Below are 19,417 nucleotides of genomic sequence, written 5' to 3'. Positions count from 1 at the left end.
CCTCCGATGTGCGGTCACTTCCAGGCCCCAGAACCTACAGGCGACCACTGACAAAGGGCACGGGTGCCCGACGGGGGCTACCAGCTGGTCTTGCGGTGCAGCTCCCACATCATCATGATCGTCGACGGGTCCAGCGCCCGCTCCCCGCCGGAGATGTCCTCGCTCGCCGCGACGAACTGCTTGCCCTGCCACAGGGGCAGCAGCCTGGTGTCGTCCACGAGGATCTGCTGGGCCTTCTCGAACGCGTCCACCACCTTGGCACGATCGCTCTCGCGCCGCGACGACGGCAGAAGGACTCCGGTGATCCGCGGTTGGGGATAGGGCGTGCCGAGGGCGTTCTGCTCGCCGACGAAGGGGGCTATGTAGTTGTCGGGGTCCGGGAAGTCGGGGAACCAGCCGCGCCCGAAGACCGGGTACTCGCCCTTCTGGTAGCCCTCCACGTACGACTTCCAGGGGCGGGACTCGAGGGTGACCCGGAAGAGGCCCGAGTCCTCAAGCTGCCGCTTGAGCTCCCTGAACTCGGGAGCGGTCTCCGAACCGTAGCGGTCGGTGGTGTACCAGAGGGTGAGCGGCACGGGCCGGGTGATGCCCGCCCGGGAGAGGATCTTGCGCGCCTTGGCGGTGCTGGGCTCTCCGAAGTCGTCGAAGAACGCCGTGGTGTGGCCGGTCAGCCCCGCCGGGATCATGGAGTAGAGCGGGTCGACGGTGTCCTTGTAGACGTTGTGGGCGATCGCGGCCCGGTCCACGACCTGGGCCACCGCCTTGCGCACGGCCGCCTTGCCGGCCCAGGGGTCCTTCGGGTTGAACACCAGATAGCTGATCTCGATCCCCGAGTTCTCCACGAGCTGGATGTCCTCGTCGGACGAGTGTGCCTGCAGGGCGACGATGTCGGAGGCACCGAGACCGCGGTAGGTGACGTCGATCTTCCTGCCCCTGAGCGCCTGGACCATGGCGGCCGAGTCCTGAAAGTAGCGGATGGTGACCGCGTCGTTCCGGCGCTGGGCGTAGCCCTTGTAGCGCGTGTTCCCGGTGAGCCTCGCCTCCTTGCCGTCCCGGTAGGACTCCAGCCTGTACGGACCGGAACCGGTGACCTCGCCGTCCCGGCGCACCTGTGCGGCCGGGTAGTCGGCCGGGTCGACGATCGACATGGCGGGCGTGGCGAGGACGAACGGGAAGGTGGCGTCGGGCTTGTCGAGGTGGAAGACCACCTCGCGGTCGCCCTTGACCTCCACCCGGTCGAGGCTGCCCAGCAGACCCGCCGGGCCGCCGGGCACGTTCATGCGCTTGATCCGGTCGAACGAGTACTTCACGGCCCGGGCGTCGAGCTTGTGCCCGTTGGAGAACGTCAGCCCCTCACGCACCACACAGCGGTACGCCAAAGTCGTCGCATCCGTGAAGCGGCACTGCTCAGCGGCGTCGGGACCCGGCTCGGTCGCGCCGTTCGGGTAGTTCAGGAGGGTCTGGTAGACGTTGCGGAACAGCTCCCAGGAGTTGTCCCAGGATGCGGCCGGGTCAAGGGTGGTCGGGGAGCTGGTGGTGCCCACGACGATCGGTCTCCTGTCGTCGGAGGACCCCGACGAGAGCGCACTGCAACCGGCCACCAGGGACAGGGACGCGATCGCCGCCAGTCGACGCCGACAACGGTTGCGGTTGAACACGCGCACGCTCCTCGATCTGCCGTACCAAGGGTGGGCGGCAGACCCTACCGCAGCCTCGGCGCGGCCGGACCCGCTTCGACGGGGCGCTTGAATCGGGGCGTCCATGACGACGTTGTCATCCGTCTGTGTGTCTTGTGATCGCCGGCACGGGCGCCACTTCCGTCCAAGCGGCACCCGTGCCCTCCGCGCGGAGAGCCGCGGACCGGCCCCTCGGCTGCCGGCCCGGTGCCCCGCGCCCGTCATGGGCGCGGGACCCGTCTCAACTCATCCGACCCCGGCGTTCAGGAAGATGCCGCCGTCCACGACAAGCGTCTGGCCGGTGATCCAGTCGGACTGCTCCGAGGTGAGGAACGCCGCGGCGCCGCCGATGTCGGAGGGCACCCCGAGCCGGCCGAGCGGATAGGCCGCGGCGGCCTCCGCCTCGCGGCCCTCGTACAGCGCCTGGGCGAACTTGGTCTTCACCACGGCAGGCGCGATCGCGTTGACCCTCACCAGGGGCGCGTACTCGTGTGCCAGCTGCACGGTCAGGTTGATCATGGCGGCCTTGCTGATGCCGTACGCGCCGATGAACGGCGAGGCGGAGAGCCCCGCCACCGACGCGATGTTGACGATCGCGCCGCCGTTCTCACGCTGCCAGGCGTGCCAGGTCCGCTGGGCGAAGCCGAGCGCCGAGACGACGTTCGTCTCGAACACCTTGCGCGCCACGTTCAGGTCGAGGTCGGCGATCGGGCCGAACACCGGATTGGTACCGGCGTTGTTGACCAGGAAGTCGACCCGGCCGAAGACCTCCATGGTGCGTTCCACGGCCAGGGCCTGGTGGTTCTCGTCGTGCGCCTTGCCTGCGACGCCGATGACGCGGTCGGCGCCGAGCTTCTCGACGGCCTCCTTGAGGGCGTCCTCGTTGCGTCCCGTGATGCAGACCCGGTCGCCGCGGGCGACGAGGGCCTCGGCGACGCCGTGGCCGATGCCCCGGCTGGCGCCCGTGACCAGGGCGACCTTGCCGGAGAGGGGGGGAAGTTCAGTCATGTGTCCGTACTCCTGTGGCCTCAGTCGAGCGGTCCGCCGGCGACGTACAGCACCTGGCCGGAGACGAAGCCGGCCGCCTCGCCCGTGAAGAAGGCGATCGCGTTGGCGATGTCGTCGGGCTCGCCGACGCGCTGCACGGGGATCTGGGTGGCGGCCGCGGCCTTGAAGTCCTCGAAGCCCATGCCGACCCGGTCGGCGGTCGCCTTGGTCATCTCGGTGGCGATGAAGCCGGGGGCCACGGCGTTGGCGGTGATGCCGAACTTGCCGAGCTCCTTGGCCAGGGTCTTGGTGAAGCCCTGGAGACCGGCCTTGGCCGCGGAGTAGTTCACCTGACCGCGGTTGCCGAGCGCCGAGGACGAGGAGAGGTTGACGATACGTCCGAAGCCCGCGTCGACCATGTGCTTCTGCACCGTGCGCGACATCAGGAAGGCGCCCCGCAGGTGGACGTTCATGACGGTGTCCCAGTCCGCGACGCTCATCTTGAACAGCAGGTTGTCGCGGAGCACACCCGCGTTGTTGACGAGGATCGTCGGCCCGCCCAGCTCCTCGGCGATACGCGCGACGGCCGCCTCGACCTGCGCCTCGTCCGAGACGTCGCAGCCGACGGCGATGGCCCTGCCACCGGCGGAGGTGATCTTCTCCACGGTGTCCTTGCATGCCGCTTCGTCGAGGTCGATCACCGCGACGGCATGGCCCTCGGCCGCCAGTCGTACTGCGGTGGCGGCGCCGATGCCGCGCGCGGCGCCGGTGACGACCGCGACCCGCTGCTCAGTGGTGGACATTGCTGCTTCTCCTCGCCCTTGGAAAGCCTGGAACGCCTTGGAAACTCTGCGGCTCCCGCGGCACGCCCATCAGGTGAGCGACCGCTTAGTACCTTCAGCAGACGTGACGCTAGAAGCCCTGGCACCCGGTGTCAACGGCCCACCCGGCGCATGTGATCCATTACCTCACCAGGAGGTCCAGCAATCGTTCCGCCTCGGCCGCCGGATCGGCGGTCAGCCCCGTATGCACGGGCCCGGGCTGCACAACCGTCGACCGGGGCGCGATCAGCCAGCGAAAACGCCGCCCCGGGTCGTCGTGCGCCGCCTGCCCGGCCGCCGCCCCGCCCGCGCACACGCCCTCGACCGCACGCAGCGCGGCATGCACGCCGGGCACGTCCGCGCCGGGATCCAGCGCCAGCAGCCTCCGCTCGTCGAGGTACATTCGGGCGGCGACGAAGGACTTGGCGCGGCAGTAGACCAGTACCCCCGCGTTGATGCACTCGCCCCGCTCCACCCGCGGCACGACCCGCAGCAGCGCGTACTCGAAGACGTCCCGCCCGTTCACTTGCCGGCCCCCCGGTGGGTCTCGATGCCCTGGATGCGTTCATGGACGTCGGCGGCGCGGGCGAGCAGCGGCCGTGCGTAGGCCCGGCGCAGTGCATCCGGGGTGTCGAAGCCGGGTTCACCGGACAGCCACTCGTCCGGGATCCCGGCGGTCACCTCGGCGAGCAGATCCTCGGTGACCAGCGGCGCCAGTGCGGCGGCGGCGCTCGCCACGTCCGGCGCGAAGGAAGCGAGCGCATGGTCGGAGGCGTCGTAGGGCCGCGCCGCTGAGGTCTCGGCGCCGCGCCAGTTGTGCTGCCAGATCATCGTGGCGCCATGGTCGATGAGCCACAGTTCGCCGTGCCACATCAGCAGATTGGGGTTGCGCCAGGAGCGGTCCACGTTGTTGACCAGCGCGTCGAACCAGACGATGCGGCCGGCCTCCTCGGAGCCGACGGCGAAGGCGAGCGGGTCGAAGCCGATGGCGCGGCTGAGGAAGTCCATGCCGAGGTTGCGTCCGCCGCTCGCCTTGAGCAGTTCCTGCACCTCCTGGTCGGGCTCGCCGAGGCCCAGCACCGGGTCGAGGCCGATGGTCACGAGGCCGGGCACCCGCAGGCCGAGCCGACGGGCGAGTTCACCGCAGACGACCTCGGCGACGAGGGTCTTGCGGCCCTGTCCGGCGCCGCTGAACTTCATGACGTACGTCCCGAGGTCGTCGGCCTCGACGAGTCCCGGCAGCGAACCGCCCTCACGCAGAGGGGTGATGTAGCGGGTCGCCGTCACTTCCTTGAGCATTTCCCCAGGCTATCCGGTCGCCCGGGCCGCGGTTCCGAGCAGCGGCGACCCGGATCCCGGGGCCGGGCCCCGGGATCCGACGCGCCGACGCGGGCGCGGCAAGCGGACCGGTTCCCGGCTCAGTCCTGCTCGCGTGTCCAGCCGACCGACTGCACCCGGGAGTTGTCGCCGGGACGGGCGTCGGAGTACAGCAGCGCGCGTGCGGACCGGACCTTCAGCGCCCCGACGTACACCCCGCGCCCCACATAGAGCGAGTCGGTCGTGTAGCGCCAGCGCACGAGCAGGGATGCATCGGCGGGGAGCACGGCGTCGAGTGCGTGCCACACCCGGCCGTTGTAGCCGGTCACGGCTCCGTCGTCGTGGGTCACCGGCCCGGCGCCGCCGGGCGCCCGGGTGGTGAAGGTCAGCGGCTGCCAGGTCGCGCCGCCGTCGGTGGACGTCTCGGCGCGCAACGCGTCGGAGCCGGGCTCGGTGTCCCACCACAGATCGCAGGCGAGCCGTGCCCCGGCCGAGGTGTCCAGCGCGGGCAGGGCCAGCGTGGCGGTGGTCGCGCTCGCCATGCCGCCGAACCACGCCGTGCCGCCGTGGGCGGGTCGCACCGGAACGGCCCTCGCGAACCGGTCGCCCGCGGCCACGCGAGGCGCCGAGCCGGACCGCCAGGTGCGCACCGGGTGAACGGAGTTGCCCATGATGACGAGGAAGGAGTCCGTCGTGGGGTCGAGGACGATGCTGGTCCCGGTGAAGCCCGTGTGCCCCCCGGTACTCGGGGTGGCCATCGCGCCCATGTACCAGTGCTGATAGAGCTCGAAGCCCAGGCCGTGGTCGTCACCGGGGAAGGCGGTGTTGAAGTCGGAGAACATCAGGTCCACCGACTTCTCGCTCAGGATGCGCACACCGCCGTACACACCGCCGTTGAGCAGGGTCCGCGCGAGCACGGCCATGTCCCAGGCCCGGGAGAAGACGCCCGCGTGACCGGCGACGCCGTCGAACGCGTAGGCGTTCTCGTCGTGCACCTCGCCCCACACCAGTCCCCGGTCGAGACCCGACCAGGGCAGCCGTGCCACCTCGGTGGCCGCGATGCGCGGCTTCCAGGAGGCGGGCGGGTTGTACCGGGTCGCGGTCATGCCCAGCGGCCCGGTGATCCCCTCGGCGACCAGTCTGTCGAGCGGCTTGCCGGTGACCCGCTCGAGGACCTGCTGGAGGGAGATCATGCTGAGGTCGGAGTACAGATAGACGGTCCCGGGCGGGTTGACCGGCTTCTCGTCCCACAGCGCCTGAAGCATCTCCTGCCGGCTGCCGAACTTGTAGAAGGCGATGTCGGCCTGGAGCCCCGAGGTGTGGGTGAGCAACTGCCGGACGGTGATGTCCTGCTTGCCGCCCCCCGCGTACTCCGGCACATAGCGCGCGACGGGCGCCTCCAGCTCGATGCGGCCGCACTCGATGAGCTGCACGGCGACGAGCGAGGTGAACAGTTTCGACAGCGAGGCCAGGTCGTACACCGTGTCGGGCGTCGCGTCGATCTGCTGGTCGGGCGGGAACTCGACGGCGGTGTCGGTCGCGGAGTCGTAGTCCTGGTACCGCACGGCCTTGCCGACGGCCTTCTCCAGGGCGACCGTTCCCCCACGTCCGGCGAGCACCACGGCGCCGGCCCAGTACGGATGCCTGGGCGACGGCCCGAGGTACCGCTCGGCCACGGCGGTGACCTCGTCGACGTGCTCCGCAAGCAGTCCGGCCCGTGCGGCGGAACCGTGTCGCAGAGTCGTCCCGTGTCCGGCCGGCCGAAGCGGCGCGTTCGCCGCACGGCCGCTGTCGTCCGCCGCGGCGGACCCGGTTCCCAGCGGGGCGACCACCAGCGCACCGCCGAAGGACAGCACCCCCGCCCCGAACCGGCGCCGGCTGAGTGGGCCCCGACCGGGACCGCCGGACTCTCCGGGCCGTTCCACCTGCTCCATCGGACCTCCGAAAGAAGTTTTCACTCCGACCACTGCGGTCTGAAACTTTCCTTCCGGAACTCGCACCCTGTCAATCCCCGTGCGTCACGGGCGGGTTGCCTGCCGCAGCACCGAAGCGCCGATCCCCGGGCTCTCCACAGGACGGACCGACCTCGGCCAAAGAGTTCTTCTATCAAAATGTCGTCCACATACTTGTCCGGCGTTGACACACTCATTACCGTCCACCGAGGCAATACAGCGCCCGAGTTCATGTCGGTGGACCGGGCGATCCCGCGACGCCGGCAGGACAGCGGGTGCAGCCGCTGTGCCTCCGAAGCCGCACGCACCTTCCGGACTACGCATACGTGAGGAAGGCACTTCGTGGAGAACCTGAGCCGCCGCACGTTCAGCCGACTCGCCGTCACCCCGCTGATCGCCCTGCCCGCCGTGACCCACCCGGGAGCGGCCTCGGCGTCGACCGCCGCGGCCCCGACCGGTACCGATCAGCGGACCGGGACGATCCGCGCGATGAGCAGAGCGGCCACGTACATGGACGGCACCGTCTCCTACCGGGGCGGTTACGTCTGGAACTATCTGCCGGATCTGTCGGTGACCTGGGGCGAGATGGAGGCCAAGCGCACCATGTGCTGGGTCCAGCCGCCCGGTACCCCGTCCGTCGGGCACAGCATGCTCGACGCCTACCACGCCACCGGCGAGGAGGTGTTCTACCGGGCCGCGGAGCGCACCGGTCTCGCCCTCGTGGACGCCCAACTGCCGGTCGGCGGCTGGAACTACATCCATGACTTCGCCGGCGAGAAGTCCCTCAGGGACTGGTACGCGACCATCGGCGCGAACGGCTGGCGCCTGGAGGAGTTCCAGCACTACTACGGCAACGCCACCTTCGACGACGCGGGCACGTCCGCCGCCGCCCAGCTGATCCTGCGGCTCTACGTGGAGCGCGGCGATCGGCGGTTCGAGCGCGCCCTGGACCGCGCGATCGGCTTCGTGCTGGCCGCCCAGTTCGGCGGGGGTGCGGCCGACGGCGGCTGGCCGCAGCGCTATCCCGCTCACCACGGCTCGGTCAGCAGGACGCCGTGGCCCGAGCGGCGGCCCCCGTGGCTCCCCGGCGACGTGACGCACGGGATGGAGGACGGCGAGTACACCCAGCACGTCACCTTCAACGACGATGTGCTCGGCGAGAACATCAAGTTCCTGCTGATGTGCGTCTCCGCGCTGGGCCGGCACGATCTGATCGGTCCCGTCCACAGGGCGATGGAGTGCCTGCGCCGGATGCAGCAGCCCGGTCCGCAGGCCGGCTGGGGACTGCAGCATCTGTCCCGGTCCAAGCACGACAGGCCCGCAGGAGCACCCGCGGGCGCACGCTCCTACGAACCCCGCGCGCTCACGACGCACACCACCCAGACCAACGTCCAGCAGTTGTTCCACTACTTCCGGCTGACCGGAGACCACAGATACCTCGGCCGGGTCCCGGAAGCGCTCGACTGGCTGGAGAGCTGCCGGCTGACGCAGCGCCAGATCGACGAGAACCCGCTGCTGACCGGGCGCACCCACCCGACCTTCGTCGAACTGGGCACCAACCGCGCACGCTTCGTGCATCGCTTCGGATCCAACATCCGCAACGGCGCCTACTACCACGACCACGACCACCACGACACCCTGAGCCACTACTCCGCGGGCCGCTCCATCGACCTCGCGGGACTGCGTGCCGGATACGAGCAGCTGGCGTCCATGTCACCGGCCGAGGTGGCCGCGATGCGCGCCCGGTCCCCGCTCTCCGGCGGTGCACCGATCCCCCTGCCCCGGTACTTCTCCCTGCGGGACATCCAGCTCTCGGACCTGCTGCGTGACGCACCTCTTCCGATGCCGGTGGTGTCGGACGCCGAGGCGGCCGCCCTGGTCGCCGGACTCGGCGACCGCGACCACTGGCTGACTCCGCTGGACGCGGTGACCAACCCCTACGAAGGGCCGGGCACCCGCAGGCCGTACGACGGAAAGGCGTACATGAGCAAGAACGTCGGCGATCTCCGCGACACCTCGCCGTACAACCCGCAGGATCCGCCCGCGGAGCCCCCGTACCGGCCGCGCGAGGCCCCGCTGGGCATCAGCTCGGCGGCCTACGTCGCCAACATGGCCAAGCTGATCGGCTATGTGACGCGGCCCGCGGGCTGAGGCGGTCGCGCCACCGCCAGACGAAGAAGGAAGGACACCCGCACAGAAACGTCCACCCCGCCGACGAGCTGGGTGGACGTTTCTGTGCGGAGAAGGCGCCGGGGCGCACCCGTCCGTCGCGACCGGCCCGGTGCCCGCACTCACCTCGGTCCGGGCCCGGCCCGGGCGGTGGCCTCACGACCCGGGATGACCCCGACCGCTCGCGGCCGCGCCGGGCACAGCCGTGAACCGCCCCCGGTCGTGGTCTCGCCGTCCCTCTGACAGCGGTACCCCAGCCGTGTCTCACGCCCGCCTGATCTCGAAGCGGTCAAGATCTGGACGGTGGCTGAACGGTCATTGTTCAAAGGCCGTACCTCCGTCCAGAGGTACGAAACATCCGTGGAAGGGAACGTCAGCATGACCAGCGAAGCGCTTCAGCCCGGCTCGGCACCCGCCCGCCGGACCGTCATGGCGGCGGTCGGTGTGACGGGGCTCGCCGCGGCGCTGACCGCGTGCGGTGACTCAGGCAACAGCTCGGCCCCGAGCACGTCGCAGAGTGACAGCACCGCGAGCAGCGGCACCTCGGGCGGGGGCGAGAACGCCGCGGCCGGCACCGACGGCACCGTCCTCGCGAAGACCGCCGACATCCCCGAGGGCGGCGGCAAGGTGTTCGCCGACCAGGGAGTGGTGGTGACACAGCCGGCGGCAGGCACGTTCAAGGCGTTCTCCTCCAAGTGCACCCACCAGGGCTGCGCGGTGAGCGGCATCTCGAACGGCGTGATCGTCTGCCCGTGTCACGGCAGCCACTTCTCGGCGACCGACGGAAGTGTGCAGAAGGGGCCGGCGACCCAGCCGCTGGCCGCCGCGAACATCTCCGTTTCCGGGGACGAGATCAAGCTCACGTGACACCGCCGTCCTCTCCGGCCCGCGACGCACGCCGCCGCGGCCCGAGACAGGCCAGGACCTCGTCGGTGGTCGCGACCGTGGCGACCAACGCGAGGGTGTTGCGGACCATCGCGGAGGTGTAGTCGGAGGGCACCCCCGCGATGGCGTCCGCGGGCACGACGGCCGTGTAGCCGCGGTTGACGGCGTCGAAGACGGCGTTCGGGATCGCCACGTTGGCCGACACGCCGGTGACGACCAGGGTGCGGCAGCCCAGGTTGCGCAGCAGCGAGTCGACCTCGGTGCCCTCGATGGGCGACAGGCGTGCAGCCGGCGGACGACGAAGTCCTCCTCCCGCACCTCGATGGGCGCCGCCACCCGCACGGCAGTGCTGCCGGAGAGCTGCTGGACCGGAAGCCGTTCCGCCGCGCGGAAGAGGCGTGCGTTGTGATTCGCTCCCCGGCCGTCGGGCCGCCGCTCGGCGATCGCGTGGATCACCTGCACCCCGCCTTCGTGCGCGGCGGCGACCAGCCGGGCCACGTTGACCAGCGCGCCGGAGGAGCACGCCTGCTGGGCGAGTTCGGGCAGTGCGCTGTCCGGGCCCACGACACCCTGCTGGCACTCCACGGTGAGCAGCACGGTGGTCGGGGGGTCGAGGACCTGGCTGAGCTGTCGGGACGCCATGGCTCCCCTTGTCGTCGGCGCTCGGAAGCGGCGAGAGTAGCGATCGCCGCGTGCGGAGGGAAGAAGCACCATTGCGGGTGGGTGGAGTACGCCCCATTCTTTTCTGACGTGATGTCAGATGATGTCTCTGGCACGACGTGGGAGAAGAAGAGGGGGACGGCATGGCCGACACTCAGCGCCGGGGCCGGAAGATCATGATGACGCCCGGTGAGCTGGACGACTTCCTCAGCGCCCAGCGCACCTGCCGGGTGGCGACCGTGTCGGCCGACGGCGCCCCGCACGTGAGCGCCCTGTGGTTCGCCTGGGACGGCACCTCGCTGTGGCTGTACTCCGTGGTGCGCAGCAAGCGCTGGGCCGAACTGCGCCGCGACCCCCGGATCGCCGTCGTGATCGACACCGGTGAGGAGTACGAGCAGCTCAGGGGCGCGGAGCTGTCCGGCGTCGCGGAGTTCGTGGGCGAGATCCCGCGTACCGGGGAGCTGTGTGCCGAGCTCGATGTGCCGGAGACCCTGTTCGCGCGCAAGAACTTCGGCATCGAGGACATGCCGTACGACGGCCGCCACGCGTGGATCCGGCTGACGCCGCAGAAGATCGTCTCCTGGGACTTCCGCAAGCTTGGCCCCGTGTAGCCGGACCGGTGCGGTCCTCGGCGGCCGGCCCCGCCGGGCCTTCCCGCGCCGCTCAGCCCGCCGACACGGCCTGCGCCGCGGTCCGCAGCGCCTGCACCGCCGCGCGAATCGAGGGGCGGCGGTCGGCGTCGGCCCGCCACACCACGTAGACGTGCCGCCGCACCCGCTGCCGCACCGGCACGGTGACGACCCCGGCCGGCATCGGATCGCGCCCGAGCAGCGGCGCGATGCACACACCGAGACCGGCGGCGACCAGCCCGAGCTGTGTGTGCGTCTCGGCGGCACGGTGTCCGATGCACGGCTCGACGCCCTTGGAGCGCAGGGTGAACATCAGCCACTCGTGACAGAACTCCCCCTCGCCCCAGGTGATCCATTCGTCGTCGGCGAAATCCTCGAGGTCCACCTCGGTCCGGTCAGCGAGCCGATGGCCCACGGGCATCGCCACGTCGGCCGGATCGTCGAGGATCGCCGCCTTCACCAGTCCGTCGGGGACCGGCATCGGCTTGTTGTACCAGTCGAGGACGACCGCGAGGTCGAGATCACCCCGGACCACGCCGGCCACCCCGGCCTCCGGCTCGAGCTCGCACGAGCGCAGTCGCAGTGCCGGATGGCCGGCGCGCAGCGCGGCCAGCGCCGCCGGGAACAGCCCGCGCGCGGCGGTGGGAAAAGCCGACACGCGCAGTTCGCCGGCCACCTGACCGCGCTGTGCCTCCAGGTCGGCCTGGGCGAGTTCGACCTGGGAGAGGATGCGCGCCGCGTGATCGGCGAGCAGTCGGCCCGCGTCCGTGAGCCGCACCCCACGCCCGTTCTTCGCCAGGAGCTGCTGTCCCACCTCCCGCTCGAGCTTGGCGAGCTGCTGGGAGACGGCCGAGGTCGTCACGTGCAGCCCTTCGGCCGCGCCGCTGACCGAGCCGTGCCGGGCGAGGGCGTCGAGGGTACGCAGGCGCTCGAGGTTCAACATGTAAGTGATGCTACGAGATGCCTACAGCGAATTCTCGATTGTGCTACGAGGTACCGTGCGTCAAGGTGACGTCATGAGCATCGCCGCGACCCGACCCGCCGACAGCGCGACCACCGTCCCCCCGGGTCGCCGGGCGGCCCTCGACTGGCGCATCCGTTTCGCCGTCCTCTCCCTGATCTGGGGCTTCAGCTTCCTGTTCATCAAGGTCGGCACTCAGGGGTACGCCCCCTTCCAAGTGACGTTCGGCCGACTGCTGTTCGGCACGGCGGTGCTCGCGGCGGCGATGGCCGTCAAACGCGAGCGACTGCCACGCGGCGCCCGGACCTGGGGCCACCTCACCGTGGCGGCGTTCCTCCTGAACGCGCTGCCGTTCTCGCTCTTCGCCTACGCGGAGCTGACGATCCCGTCGACGCTCGCGGGCATCTGCAATGCGACCTCGCCCCTGTGGGGCATGGTCCTTTCGCTGGTCGCGCTCTCCGAGGACCGGCCCACGCGGCGCCGGGTCGCCGGCCTCGGCCTCGGCTTCCTCGGCGTGCTGACGGTGCTCGGCGCCTGGCAGGGCTTCCAGGGGCTGGACGTGACCGGCACGGTGATGGCTCTGCTGGCCTCGCTCAGCTACCCGGTCGGCTGGATCTACGTCCGCCGGACCCTGGCGGGCACCGGCCACTCCCACCTGTCCTTGACCGGGGCGCAGTTGTTGCTGGCCACCGTCCAACTCGCCGTGGTCACCCCGCTGTTCACCACACTTCCGAGCCACCTCCCGTTCGTGCCGCTGCTTGCGGTCGCGGCGCTCGGCGCGCTCGGCACAGGGCTCGCGGTGCTCATCCAGTACGGCCTGGTCGCCGAGGTCGGCCCGACGACGGCGCAGATGGTCACGTACTTCATCCCCGTCATCGCGGCCGCGGCAGGTGTCGCGATCCTCCACGAGTCGCTGACCTGGTCGACCCCGGTCGGGGCGATCGTCGTGCTGGCAGGCGCGGCGCTGACCCAGGCCCGGCCGAAGTCCGCCGCGCGGGACCGTGCCCGGCCGCCGGCTGCGAGGAAGCGGACGACTCCGTAAGGCACCCGGCCGCCGGAAGGACTCCGGCGCCGCCGCCGACTACACGTAGCTCCGGACGGGGGCGGGCCCGAGGGCGGCGGCGACGGCGTCCGCGAGGCGCCCGGTCTCCTCCGCGGTGAGCGTCGAGACGGTGATCCTGACACCGGGCGCCGCATTCATCCGGAAGCGCGCACCCGGGGCGACGGCCCAGCCCGCGTGCAGCAGCCGCGCGACCGCACCCGTCTCGTCAGGGACGGGAACCCACACATTCATCCCGCTGCGCCCGTGGGCCGCGACACCGCGCCGCGCCAGTGCGTCGATCAGTGCGTCCCGCCGTCCGCCGTACGCCGCCGCCACGGCCCTCGGGTCCACCGAGCCGTCGGTCCACAGCCGCGCGACCGCCCGTTGCAGCAGCAGGCTGACCCAGCCCGGCCCCAGCCGCTGCCTTCCCCGGACCCGGTCGACGGTGACGCCGTCCCCGGTGAGCACGGCCAGTCGGAGATCGGGCCCGTACGCCTTGGCGACCGAGCGCACGAACGCCCAGTGCCGGGTGGCTCCGGCGAGGGGGTGAAGGGGGACGTCGACGATCCCATGACCGTGGTCGTCCTCGATGAGCAGGGTCCGCGGATGCTCCCGCAGCACGGACTTCAGGGCACGGGCCCGCCTCGCGCTCACCGCGGCGCCCGTCGGGTTCTGCGCCCGGTCCGTGACGATGACGGCACGCGCGCCGGCCTCCAGGACACCGCGCACGTCGTCGGGGAGCGGCCCCTCGTCGTCGACGCCGACCGGAACCGTGCGCAGCCCCAGTGCCGGGACGAGGTCGAGGGTCCTGCCCCAACCGGGGTCCTCGACGGCGACGGTGTCCCCGGGCTTGAGATGGGCCGTGAGCACGCGCTCGACGGCGTCGAGCGATCCCGAGACGACGACCGGCGGGCCGTCCGGCACCCCGTCCGCGTCCAGGTCCGCCCGGGCGATGCGCGCCAGCTCCGGATCCACGGCGACGTCACCGTAGAGGACCGGCTCCCGGTCCCCCCGAGCCGCGGCCGCCGCGAACGCCGGCGCCAGCGGCGGCAGCAGCACCGGATCCGGATTGCCGCTGGACACGTCGCGCACGCCCGCAGGCACATCCACACGAATGTGGTCCCGTCCCGTCGTGGCGGGGGCGGACCGCACCCGGCTGCCCCGGCGCCCGGCGGTCTCGATGACCCCCCGCTCGCGCAGGATGCGGTACGCGGCCGCGACGGTGTTCGGGTTCACGCCGAGTTCGACGGCCACCTCTCGCAGCGGTGGCAGGAGCCTGCCCGGCTCCAACTCCCCCGTGCCCACCGCATGCTCGACGCTGGCCGCGATCTCGGCTGCACGCCGCCCCTGGATCGGATATCCTCCTAGCACAAAGTATATTTTGCACTAGTGCAAGAGGGGACGCAAATGCACGGGACCCACGATCCGGCGTCGTCACGCGCCACCGCCTATGCACCCACAGATCGCACCGTCCCCACGCGCTCCGCGGACCGGGCGTCGTACGACACGGAGCTGGTGCACGCGATACTCGACGAGGGCTATGTGTGCCACCTCGGCTTCGTACGCGGGGATGCACCGGTGGTCCTGCCCACGCTGTACGGCCGCCTCGGCGAACGCCTCTACGTCCACGGCTCGACCGGCTCGCGGCCCCTGCGGATGACGGGCGAGGCCGACCCGGGGCTCGCCGTGTGCCTGACGGTGACGCATGTCGACGGGCTGGTCCTGGCCCGCTCGGCGTTCCACCACTCGATCAACTACCGGTCCGTGGTGGTGCACGGCATCGCCCACCAGGTCGACGACCCCGAGGAGAAGCGGGTCGCCCTGGACGCGATCGTGGACCACGTCGTGCCCGGCCGCTCGCACGACTCACGGCCCGCCAACAAGAAGGAACTGGCCGCCACCGCAGTGATCCGCCTGGACCTGGACGAGGTCTCCGCCAAGGTGCGCACCGGCGGCATCAACGACGAGCCCGAGGACCTCGCGCTCCCCCACTGGGCCGGCGTCGTCCCGGTCCGCACCGAGTACGGCGCACCGGTTCCCGACCCGGGTCTGGCACCCGGCACCGGACTTCCGGACTATCTGGCGGTGCTGTGATGCTGATCCATCCCTGGGACGCGCCGCAGGACGACAGCGAGTGGCAGCGCTGGCTCGTCGGCCGCGACTTCGGGCAGCTCGCCGTGAACGGCCCGTCCGGCGAACCGCCGTACGTCCAGCCGCTGCATTTCGCCTACGACACGGACCGCGGTGAGGTGGTGGGCCATCTCGCCCGTCCCAACCCGCTGTGGGCCGCGCTCGAGGCGAACCCGGAGGTGCTGCTGAGCGTGGTCGACGACTATGTGTTCGTGCCCGGCCCCTGGCAGGCCCCGCCGGACGGCCCGTCCGAGAACGGTGTGCCCACGAGCTTCTACGCCGCGGTCCAACTGCGGTGCACCGCACATGTCGTGGACGATCCCGCAGAGAAGGCGGAACTGCTGAACCGCCAGACGCAACACTTCCAGCCGGAAGGCGGGTCCGCCCGTGCGACGGTGGGTGAGGCCCCCTACGGCCGCATGCTGCCCGGCATCCGCGGCCTGCGGCTCGAAGTGACGGGTGTCCGGGCCAAGTTCAAGTACGCCGGGCGGAAGCCCGAAGAGATCCAGGACCGCATCGCGGACGGGCTGGCGACGCGCAACGGTCCACGCGACCGGGTCGCGCGCGAGCATCTGCTGCGCAGGCGCGAGGTGTGAGCCGGGTGCGGGGTCCGCGCCGGACCCCGCACCCTCCCGTCATACGAAGGCGGGTTCCTCACCCGGCGCCCGTGCCCGACGGGCCTCCGCCGTCGCGAGCCCCGCCACCGAGCCGAGCATCAGCGCGGTGCCGACGAGGGTGGCCGCAGTGAGCCGCTCACCCAGCAGGGCGACGGCGAGGACCGCCGCACTGACCGGCTCGAGGAGCATGATCACGGACACGGTCGCGGACCGTACGACGGACGCGCCCGCGAAGTACAGGGCGTAGGCGAGTGCCGTGGGCACCGCCGCGATGTACCCCACCAGGCAGACGAGAGAGCCCGGTTGCGCGGTGTGCGGTACCAGACCCTCGATCAGGGCGAACGGCAGCAGGCACAGGCTGGTGACCGCGAACGCCGAGACGGTCGTGCCAAAGGCGTCGGCTCCGCCGTCCCGGCCCCACCAGCGGGTCAGCAGCGTCATGGCGGAGTAGCCGGCCGCCGACACGAGCGCGAGCAGCACGCCCCACGGACGTACGGTCGTACCCCCGCCGCCCAGCACCAGCACCCCGAGCCCGGCGAGCGCCCCGGCGACGGCGGTCGTCCCGCCGCGGCCGAGCCGCTCCCCCATGGTGAGCCGGGCGCCAAGGGCGATGAGCACGGGACCGGCGCCGAGGGTGACGACGGTCGCGACGGCGAGACCGGTCGCCGAGACGGCCCCGAAGTAGGCGGTCTGGAAGACGGCGAGCCCGGCCCCGGTGGCAACGGCCCGCAGCGCCTTGCGGCGCAGCGGTTCGAACCCGGCCGCACGGGTGCGCGGACGTACGAGGCGAACGGCGGCCAGCAGGACGAGCCCGGTGGCGCAGCGCCAGAAGGAGAGGGCGACCGGCCCCATGTCACTGGTCCGGTAGACCAGCGAGGCGGCGGCGCCCGCGGTGCCCCAGGCGGCACCGGCGACGATCAGATACACAAGGCCTCGCCCGACGGGCAGGCCGGAGGCAGGATGCGACACGAGTTCTCTCCGCAGAGGTGCAGAAGTTCGGGAAGGAACCCCGGAGCGTCGGGGTCCGTGGACTTCTTCTGCGGGCAGCACCGTTCCGCCCGGGCGATCCGCCGGGCACGATTCCGGAGAGCCCGCCTCAGGCGGCCGGAGGCGGAAGAACGAGTGCGTCGGAATGCATGACCGGCACCCTATGCGGCCGTTCCGCGCACCGACAACTCCCTTTCGGCGCCGCCTGCGCCCGTCACGTGCTCGGCCGATGCCTTCACGGGCGCGGACGACTGGGCCGTGAACGCTCCGACCAGGACGACCACACCGCCGATGATCTGCGGTGCCGAGAGGTGCTCGCCGAGCAGCACCCAGGCCAGCACGGTCGCGATGACCGCTTCGAGGCAGGCGACCACACCGGCCACCTGGGGCGAGAGCCGGCGCACGGACACCACCCCGGTGACATACGCGAGGACCGTGGCGATCAGGACGATCCACACCAGCAGCAGCGCGGCCGGCACCGAGGTGCCGTTCATGTCCGCCGTGCCCGTCAGGACGGACCAGCGCATGCTCCAGGGACGGGCGACGACGGTGAGCAGGGCGGCCCCGACGACCAGGCCGTATGCGATCACGCCGAGCGGGTCGGGAGCCTCCTCACCGCCCTCGGCGCCCGGGTCGGACAGGACGAAGTAGCCGACCTGGCAGCAGGCGGCGCCCAGGGCGAGGAGCAGCCCGAGAAGGTCGAAGCCGAGACCCGACCACACCTCCACGACGCAGGCGAGTCCGCCGACCGCGAGCACCACGCCGACGGCCGCGGCACGCGTCACCGGACGCCGCTGCACGAAGCGCACCCAGCCGAGGACGAGGGCGGGCGCGAGGTACTCGATGAGCAGGGCGACACCGACGGGTATGCGGGAGAGCGCGGCGAAGTAGCAGGCCTGGACACCGGCCACGGCGAGCAGACCGAACCCGGCGAGCAGCGCGGGCCGCGTTCGCACCAGTGCGCGATGGCGCAGGGCGAGGGGCAGCATCACGAGCGCGGCGCCCGTGACCCGTAGCCACACCACGTGGAGCGGGTCGAGCCCCGCCTCGATCAGCGGTTTGGCCGCGACACCCGATCCACCGAAGGCGATCGCCGACACGACGGCGAGTCCGAGCCCGACTCCCCTGCCGCGGCTGCCCTGAGTCCCCTGAGACGTATGCACCGGCACATGATGACAGGCGGCGACATGAGCGTCACCCCTGAACGCACCTGTCTCAGAAACTGGACCCGGTCCGCCCGCGCACGCTCATCCGGGACCGTCGAACCCGGTTGCGGCCCGGTGACCGGCGTCGCCTACCTCCGCCCATCGGGCCGCACGCTCGCGCACCGCGGCCTCCTCCAGCCGCACCGCCACCGCCCCCGCGTCGACGCCCGCGCGGCCGAGGACTTCCACGGCCCTGGACGTGGGCTCGGCGACGACGGCCGCGAGCAGGTCGACGCCCCGCACGAGCGGCCGGCCGAGCCGGATCGCGCGACCGTGCGCCGCGTCCAGGGCACCCGCCGCCGCGGGTGACCAGCCGTCCGATTCGGTCAGGAGCGGTACGGCCCCCGAGTCCTCGACGGAGGCCTGCCAGCGCAGGCCGTAGCCGATGGCACGCTGGACGAGATAGCCGAGCAGCCGCGCCACGTGCGGACCGTCGAAGACGGCGCGCACCTCGGGATCGGACTCCAGCAGCGTGTGCAGCAGATGGGCGGTGTCCACCTGCCGGTCGCCGTCCCGCTGCGCCCTTCTGCGCGCGCCCGTCACCACCGCGGCCAGTTCGGCGTCGAGCCGTGGATCGTGATCCGGGTGGTGTGCGCCGCGCTCCGGGGCCGGGTGCTGGGACTGAGGCAGTGACACGCCTACCACCTCATCAGCACCGTCGACTCCGGACATCCCCGGTGGGCAGCATTTACGCGTCCGACACAGGGTGGGCACGAGTGGGCGGGTTCTCCTCCTTGCGGATGACGTCACGCCGTTCGCCTCCCAGGGTCGCCACCGCCGCACCGCTCGCCTCGACCACGCCCCTCCGGCACTTCTGACGGTTCATCAGTATTGAATGTTCCGGGCCCTGCCGCTACGTTCCGCGACACCGTAGCTGCGCCCGGCGCAGCACCCGACACGAAGGGGTGGTGGCATGGCCGAAGTCAGCGCGGAGGCACGCATCGACGCACCGGCCGACAAGGTGTGGGCCCGGCTCACCGACTGGCCCGCGTACGGAGAGTGGAACGCGACCCACACGAGCTTCCCGAAGGGCGGCCCCGAGGTTCTGGAGGTGGGCGGAACCTTCGAGGAGAACATGAAACTCATAGGCTTCCCCGCCGAGGTCACCTGGACCATCGACGAATTGCAGCCCGGGCGCGTTCTGGCCATCCGCGGCAAGGGCCCGATGGCCGTGAACGTCGCCACCCGCTACACCCTGACACCGGACGGGGAGACGACCTCCGTCCGCATCGACGGCGAGTTCACCGGCGCGGCCGTCTCCCTCATGGCGGGCAAGCTGAAGGACTCGGCGACAGCCGCACTCGACGAGTCGCTCCGCAGGCTGGGGGCACTGGTGTCCTGACCTTGGTGCGTCCGGACGAGCGGACGCACCGCGGCCG

19 protein-coding genes and 1 pseudogene are annotated in these 19,417 nt (G+C 71.4%); 7 read left to right on the top strand and 13 right to left on the bottom strand.

What is annotated here, in order from left to right; translation table 11 throughout:
• Nucleotides 1–77: 77 nt before the first annotated feature.
• From ADL25_RS06250 to ADL25_RS06225, 6 genes are all read right to left on the bottom strand, one after another.
• Complete coding sequence (locus ADL25_RS06250) at nucleotides 78–1,658, bottom strand: ABC transporter substrate-binding protein (RefSeq protein WP_059126623.1); 1,581 nt, start codon at nucleotides 1,656–1,658, stop codon at nucleotides 78–80.
• A 264-nt stretch (nucleotides 1,659–1,922) separates the two neighbouring features.
• Nucleotides 1,923–2,684 (bottom strand): SDR family oxidoreductase, encoded by a 762-nt coding sequence (locus ADL25_RS06245; protein ID WP_059126622.1) that lies wholly within the window; start codon nucleotides 2,682–2,684, stop codon nucleotides 1,923–1,925.
• A gap of 20 nt (nucleotides 2,685–2,704) precedes the next feature.
• Nucleotides 2,705–3,466: a 3-oxoacyl-ACP reductase FabG gene (fabG, locus tag ADL25_RS06240; RefSeq protein WP_059126621.1), complete on the bottom strand. Its 762-nt coding sequence runs from the start codon at nucleotides 3,464–3,466 to the stop codon at nucleotides 2,705–2,707.
• Nucleotides 3,467–3,626: 160 nt separating this feature from the next.
• Complete coding sequence (locus ADL25_RS06235; protein ID WP_059126620.1) at nucleotides 3,627–4,010, bottom strand: DUF3037 domain-containing protein; 384 nt, start codon at nucleotides 4,008–4,010, stop codon at nucleotides 3,627–3,629.
• On the bottom strand, nucleotides 4,007–4,783 hold the full coding sequence (locus ADL25_RS06230) for a HipA family kinase (RefSeq protein WP_059126619.1): 777 nt from the start codon (nucleotides 4,781–4,783) through the stop codon (nucleotides 4,007–4,009). The genes ADL25_RS06235 and ADL25_RS06230 overlap by 4 nt, the downstream gene beginning before the upstream one ends.
• A gap of 119 nt (nucleotides 4,784–4,902) precedes the next feature.
• On the bottom strand, nucleotides 4,903–6,735 hold the full coding sequence (locus ADL25_RS06225) for a serine hydrolase domain-containing protein (protein ID WP_059126618.1): 1,833 nt from the start codon (nucleotides 6,733–6,735) through the stop codon (nucleotides 4,903–4,905).
• A 360-nt stretch (nucleotides 6,736–7,095) separates the two neighbouring features.
• Here ADL25_RS06225 and ADL25_RS06220 point away from each other — a divergent pair, with 360 nt between their 5' ends.
• Entirely contained in the window at nucleotides 7,096–8,904 is a 1,809-nt protein-coding gene (locus tag ADL25_RS06220) for a pectate lyase (RefSeq protein WP_059126617.1), read from the top strand.
• 396 nt (nucleotides 8,905–9,300) lie between these two features.
• Nucleotides 9,301–9,789, top strand: a complete 489-nt coding sequence (locus ADL25_RS06215; protein ID WP_059126616.1) for a Rieske (2Fe-2S) protein — start codon at nucleotides 9,301–9,303, stop codon at nucleotides 9,787–9,789.
• Here ADL25_RS06215 and ADL25_RS06210 read toward each other — a convergent pair.
• Nucleotides 9,782–10,449 (bottom strand): annotated as a pseudogene (locus ADL25_RS06210) (cysteine hydrolase). The gene ADL25_RS06215 and the pseudogene ADL25_RS06210 overlap by 8 nt on opposite strands.
• A 161-nt stretch (nucleotides 10,450–10,610) precedes the next feature.
• Here ADL25_RS06210 and ADL25_RS06205 point away from each other — a divergent pair.
• Nucleotides 10,611–11,078 (top strand): pyridoxamine 5'-phosphate oxidase family protein, encoded by a 468-nt coding sequence (locus ADL25_RS06205; protein ID WP_059126615.1) that lies wholly within the window; start codon nucleotides 10,611–10,613, stop codon nucleotides 11,076–11,078.
• A 52-nt stretch (nucleotides 11,079–11,130) separates the two neighbouring features.
• On the opposite strand, the gene ADL25_RS06200 is transcribed toward ADL25_RS06205, so the two are convergent.
• The gene (locus ADL25_RS06200) at nucleotides 11,131–12,039 is read right to left on the bottom strand and encodes a LysR family transcriptional regulator (RefSeq protein WP_059126614.1); all 909 of its coding nucleotides are present in this window, start codon (nucleotides 12,037–12,039) and stop codon (nucleotides 11,131–11,133) included.
• Between the two features lie 73 nt (nucleotides 12,040–12,112).
• Here ADL25_RS06200 and ADL25_RS06195 point away from each other — a divergent pair, with 73 nt between their 5' ends.
• Nucleotides 12,113–13,099 (top strand): DMT family transporter, encoded by a 987-nt coding sequence (locus ADL25_RS06195; RefSeq protein ID WP_059126613.1) that lies wholly within the window; start codon nucleotides 12,113–12,115, stop codon nucleotides 13,097–13,099.
• Nucleotides 13,100–13,138: 39 nt separating this feature from the next.
• Here ADL25_RS06195 and ADL25_RS06190 read toward each other — a convergent pair whose 3' ends face one another.
• A complete protein-coding gene (locus ADL25_RS06190) occupies nucleotides 13,139–14,470 on the bottom strand; it encodes an aminotransferase class I/II-fold pyridoxal phosphate-dependent enzyme (protein WP_059126612.1) in 1,332 nt (443 codons plus the stop codon).
• A gap of 36 nt (nucleotides 14,471–14,506) precedes the next feature.
• On the opposite strand from ADL25_RS06190, the gene ADL25_RS06185 reads away from it, so the two are divergent.
• Both ADL25_RS06185 and ADL25_RS06180 read left to right on the top strand, forming a co-directional pair.
• The gene (locus ADL25_RS06185) at nucleotides 14,507–15,193 is read left to right on the top strand and encodes a pyridoxamine 5'-phosphate oxidase family protein (protein WP_059126611.1); all 687 of its coding nucleotides are present in this window, start codon (nucleotides 14,507–14,509) and stop codon (nucleotides 15,191–15,193) included.
• Entirely contained in the window at nucleotides 15,193–15,825 is a 633-nt protein-coding gene (locus ADL25_RS06180; protein WP_059126610.1) for an FMN-binding negative transcriptional regulator, read from the top strand. The genes ADL25_RS06185 and ADL25_RS06180 overlap by 1 nt, the downstream gene beginning before the upstream one ends.
• 39 nt (nucleotides 15,826–15,864) lie before the next feature.
• On the opposite strand, the gene ADL25_RS06175 is transcribed toward ADL25_RS06180, so the two are convergent.
• From ADL25_RS06175 to ADL25_RS48895, 4 genes are all read right to left on the bottom strand, one after another.
• Nucleotides 15,865–16,815 carry a DMT family transporter gene (locus ADL25_RS06175; protein ID WP_059126609.1) on the bottom strand — a complete coding sequence of 317 codons (951 nt, stop codon included), beginning with the start codon at nucleotides 16,813–16,815 and terminating at the stop codon, nucleotides 15,865–15,867.
• A 179-nt stretch (nucleotides 16,816–16,994) separates the two neighbouring features.
• Nucleotides 16,995–18,002 (bottom strand): EamA family transporter, encoded by a 1,008-nt coding sequence (locus tag ADL25_RS06170; protein ID WP_059126608.1) that lies wholly within the window; start codon nucleotides 18,000–18,002, stop codon nucleotides 16,995–16,997.
• Nucleotides 18,003–18,080: 78 nt separating this feature from the next.
• Nucleotides 18,081–18,710 (bottom strand): Clp protease N-terminal domain-containing protein, encoded by a 630-nt coding sequence (locus ADL25_RS06165; protein WP_059126607.1) that lies wholly within the window; start codon nucleotides 18,708–18,710, stop codon nucleotides 18,081–18,083.
• 16 nt (nucleotides 18,711–18,726) lie between these two features.
• Nucleotides 18,727–18,864: a hypothetical protein gene (locus ADL25_RS48895; protein ID WP_159044893.1), complete on the bottom strand. Its 138-nt coding sequence runs from the start codon at nucleotides 18,862–18,864 to the stop codon at nucleotides 18,727–18,729.
• 87 nt (nucleotides 18,865–18,951) lie between these two features.
• On the opposite strand from ADL25_RS48895, the gene ADL25_RS06160 reads away from it, so the two are divergent.
• Entirely contained in the window at nucleotides 18,952–19,380 is a 429-nt protein-coding gene (locus ADL25_RS06160) for an SRPBCC family protein (RefSeq protein ID WP_059126606.1), read from the top strand.
• Nucleotides 19,381–19,417 lie beyond the last annotated feature (37 nt).

The organism is Streptomyces sp. NRRL F-5122, from assembly GCF_001507435.1.
Taxonomy (GTDB): Bacteria; Actinomycetota; Actinomycetes; order Streptomycetales; family Streptomycetaceae; genus Streptomyces; species Streptomyces lannensis.
Note: the sequence above shows the minus strand (reverse complement) of the source record. Positions and strands in the feature narration are given on the sequence as shown.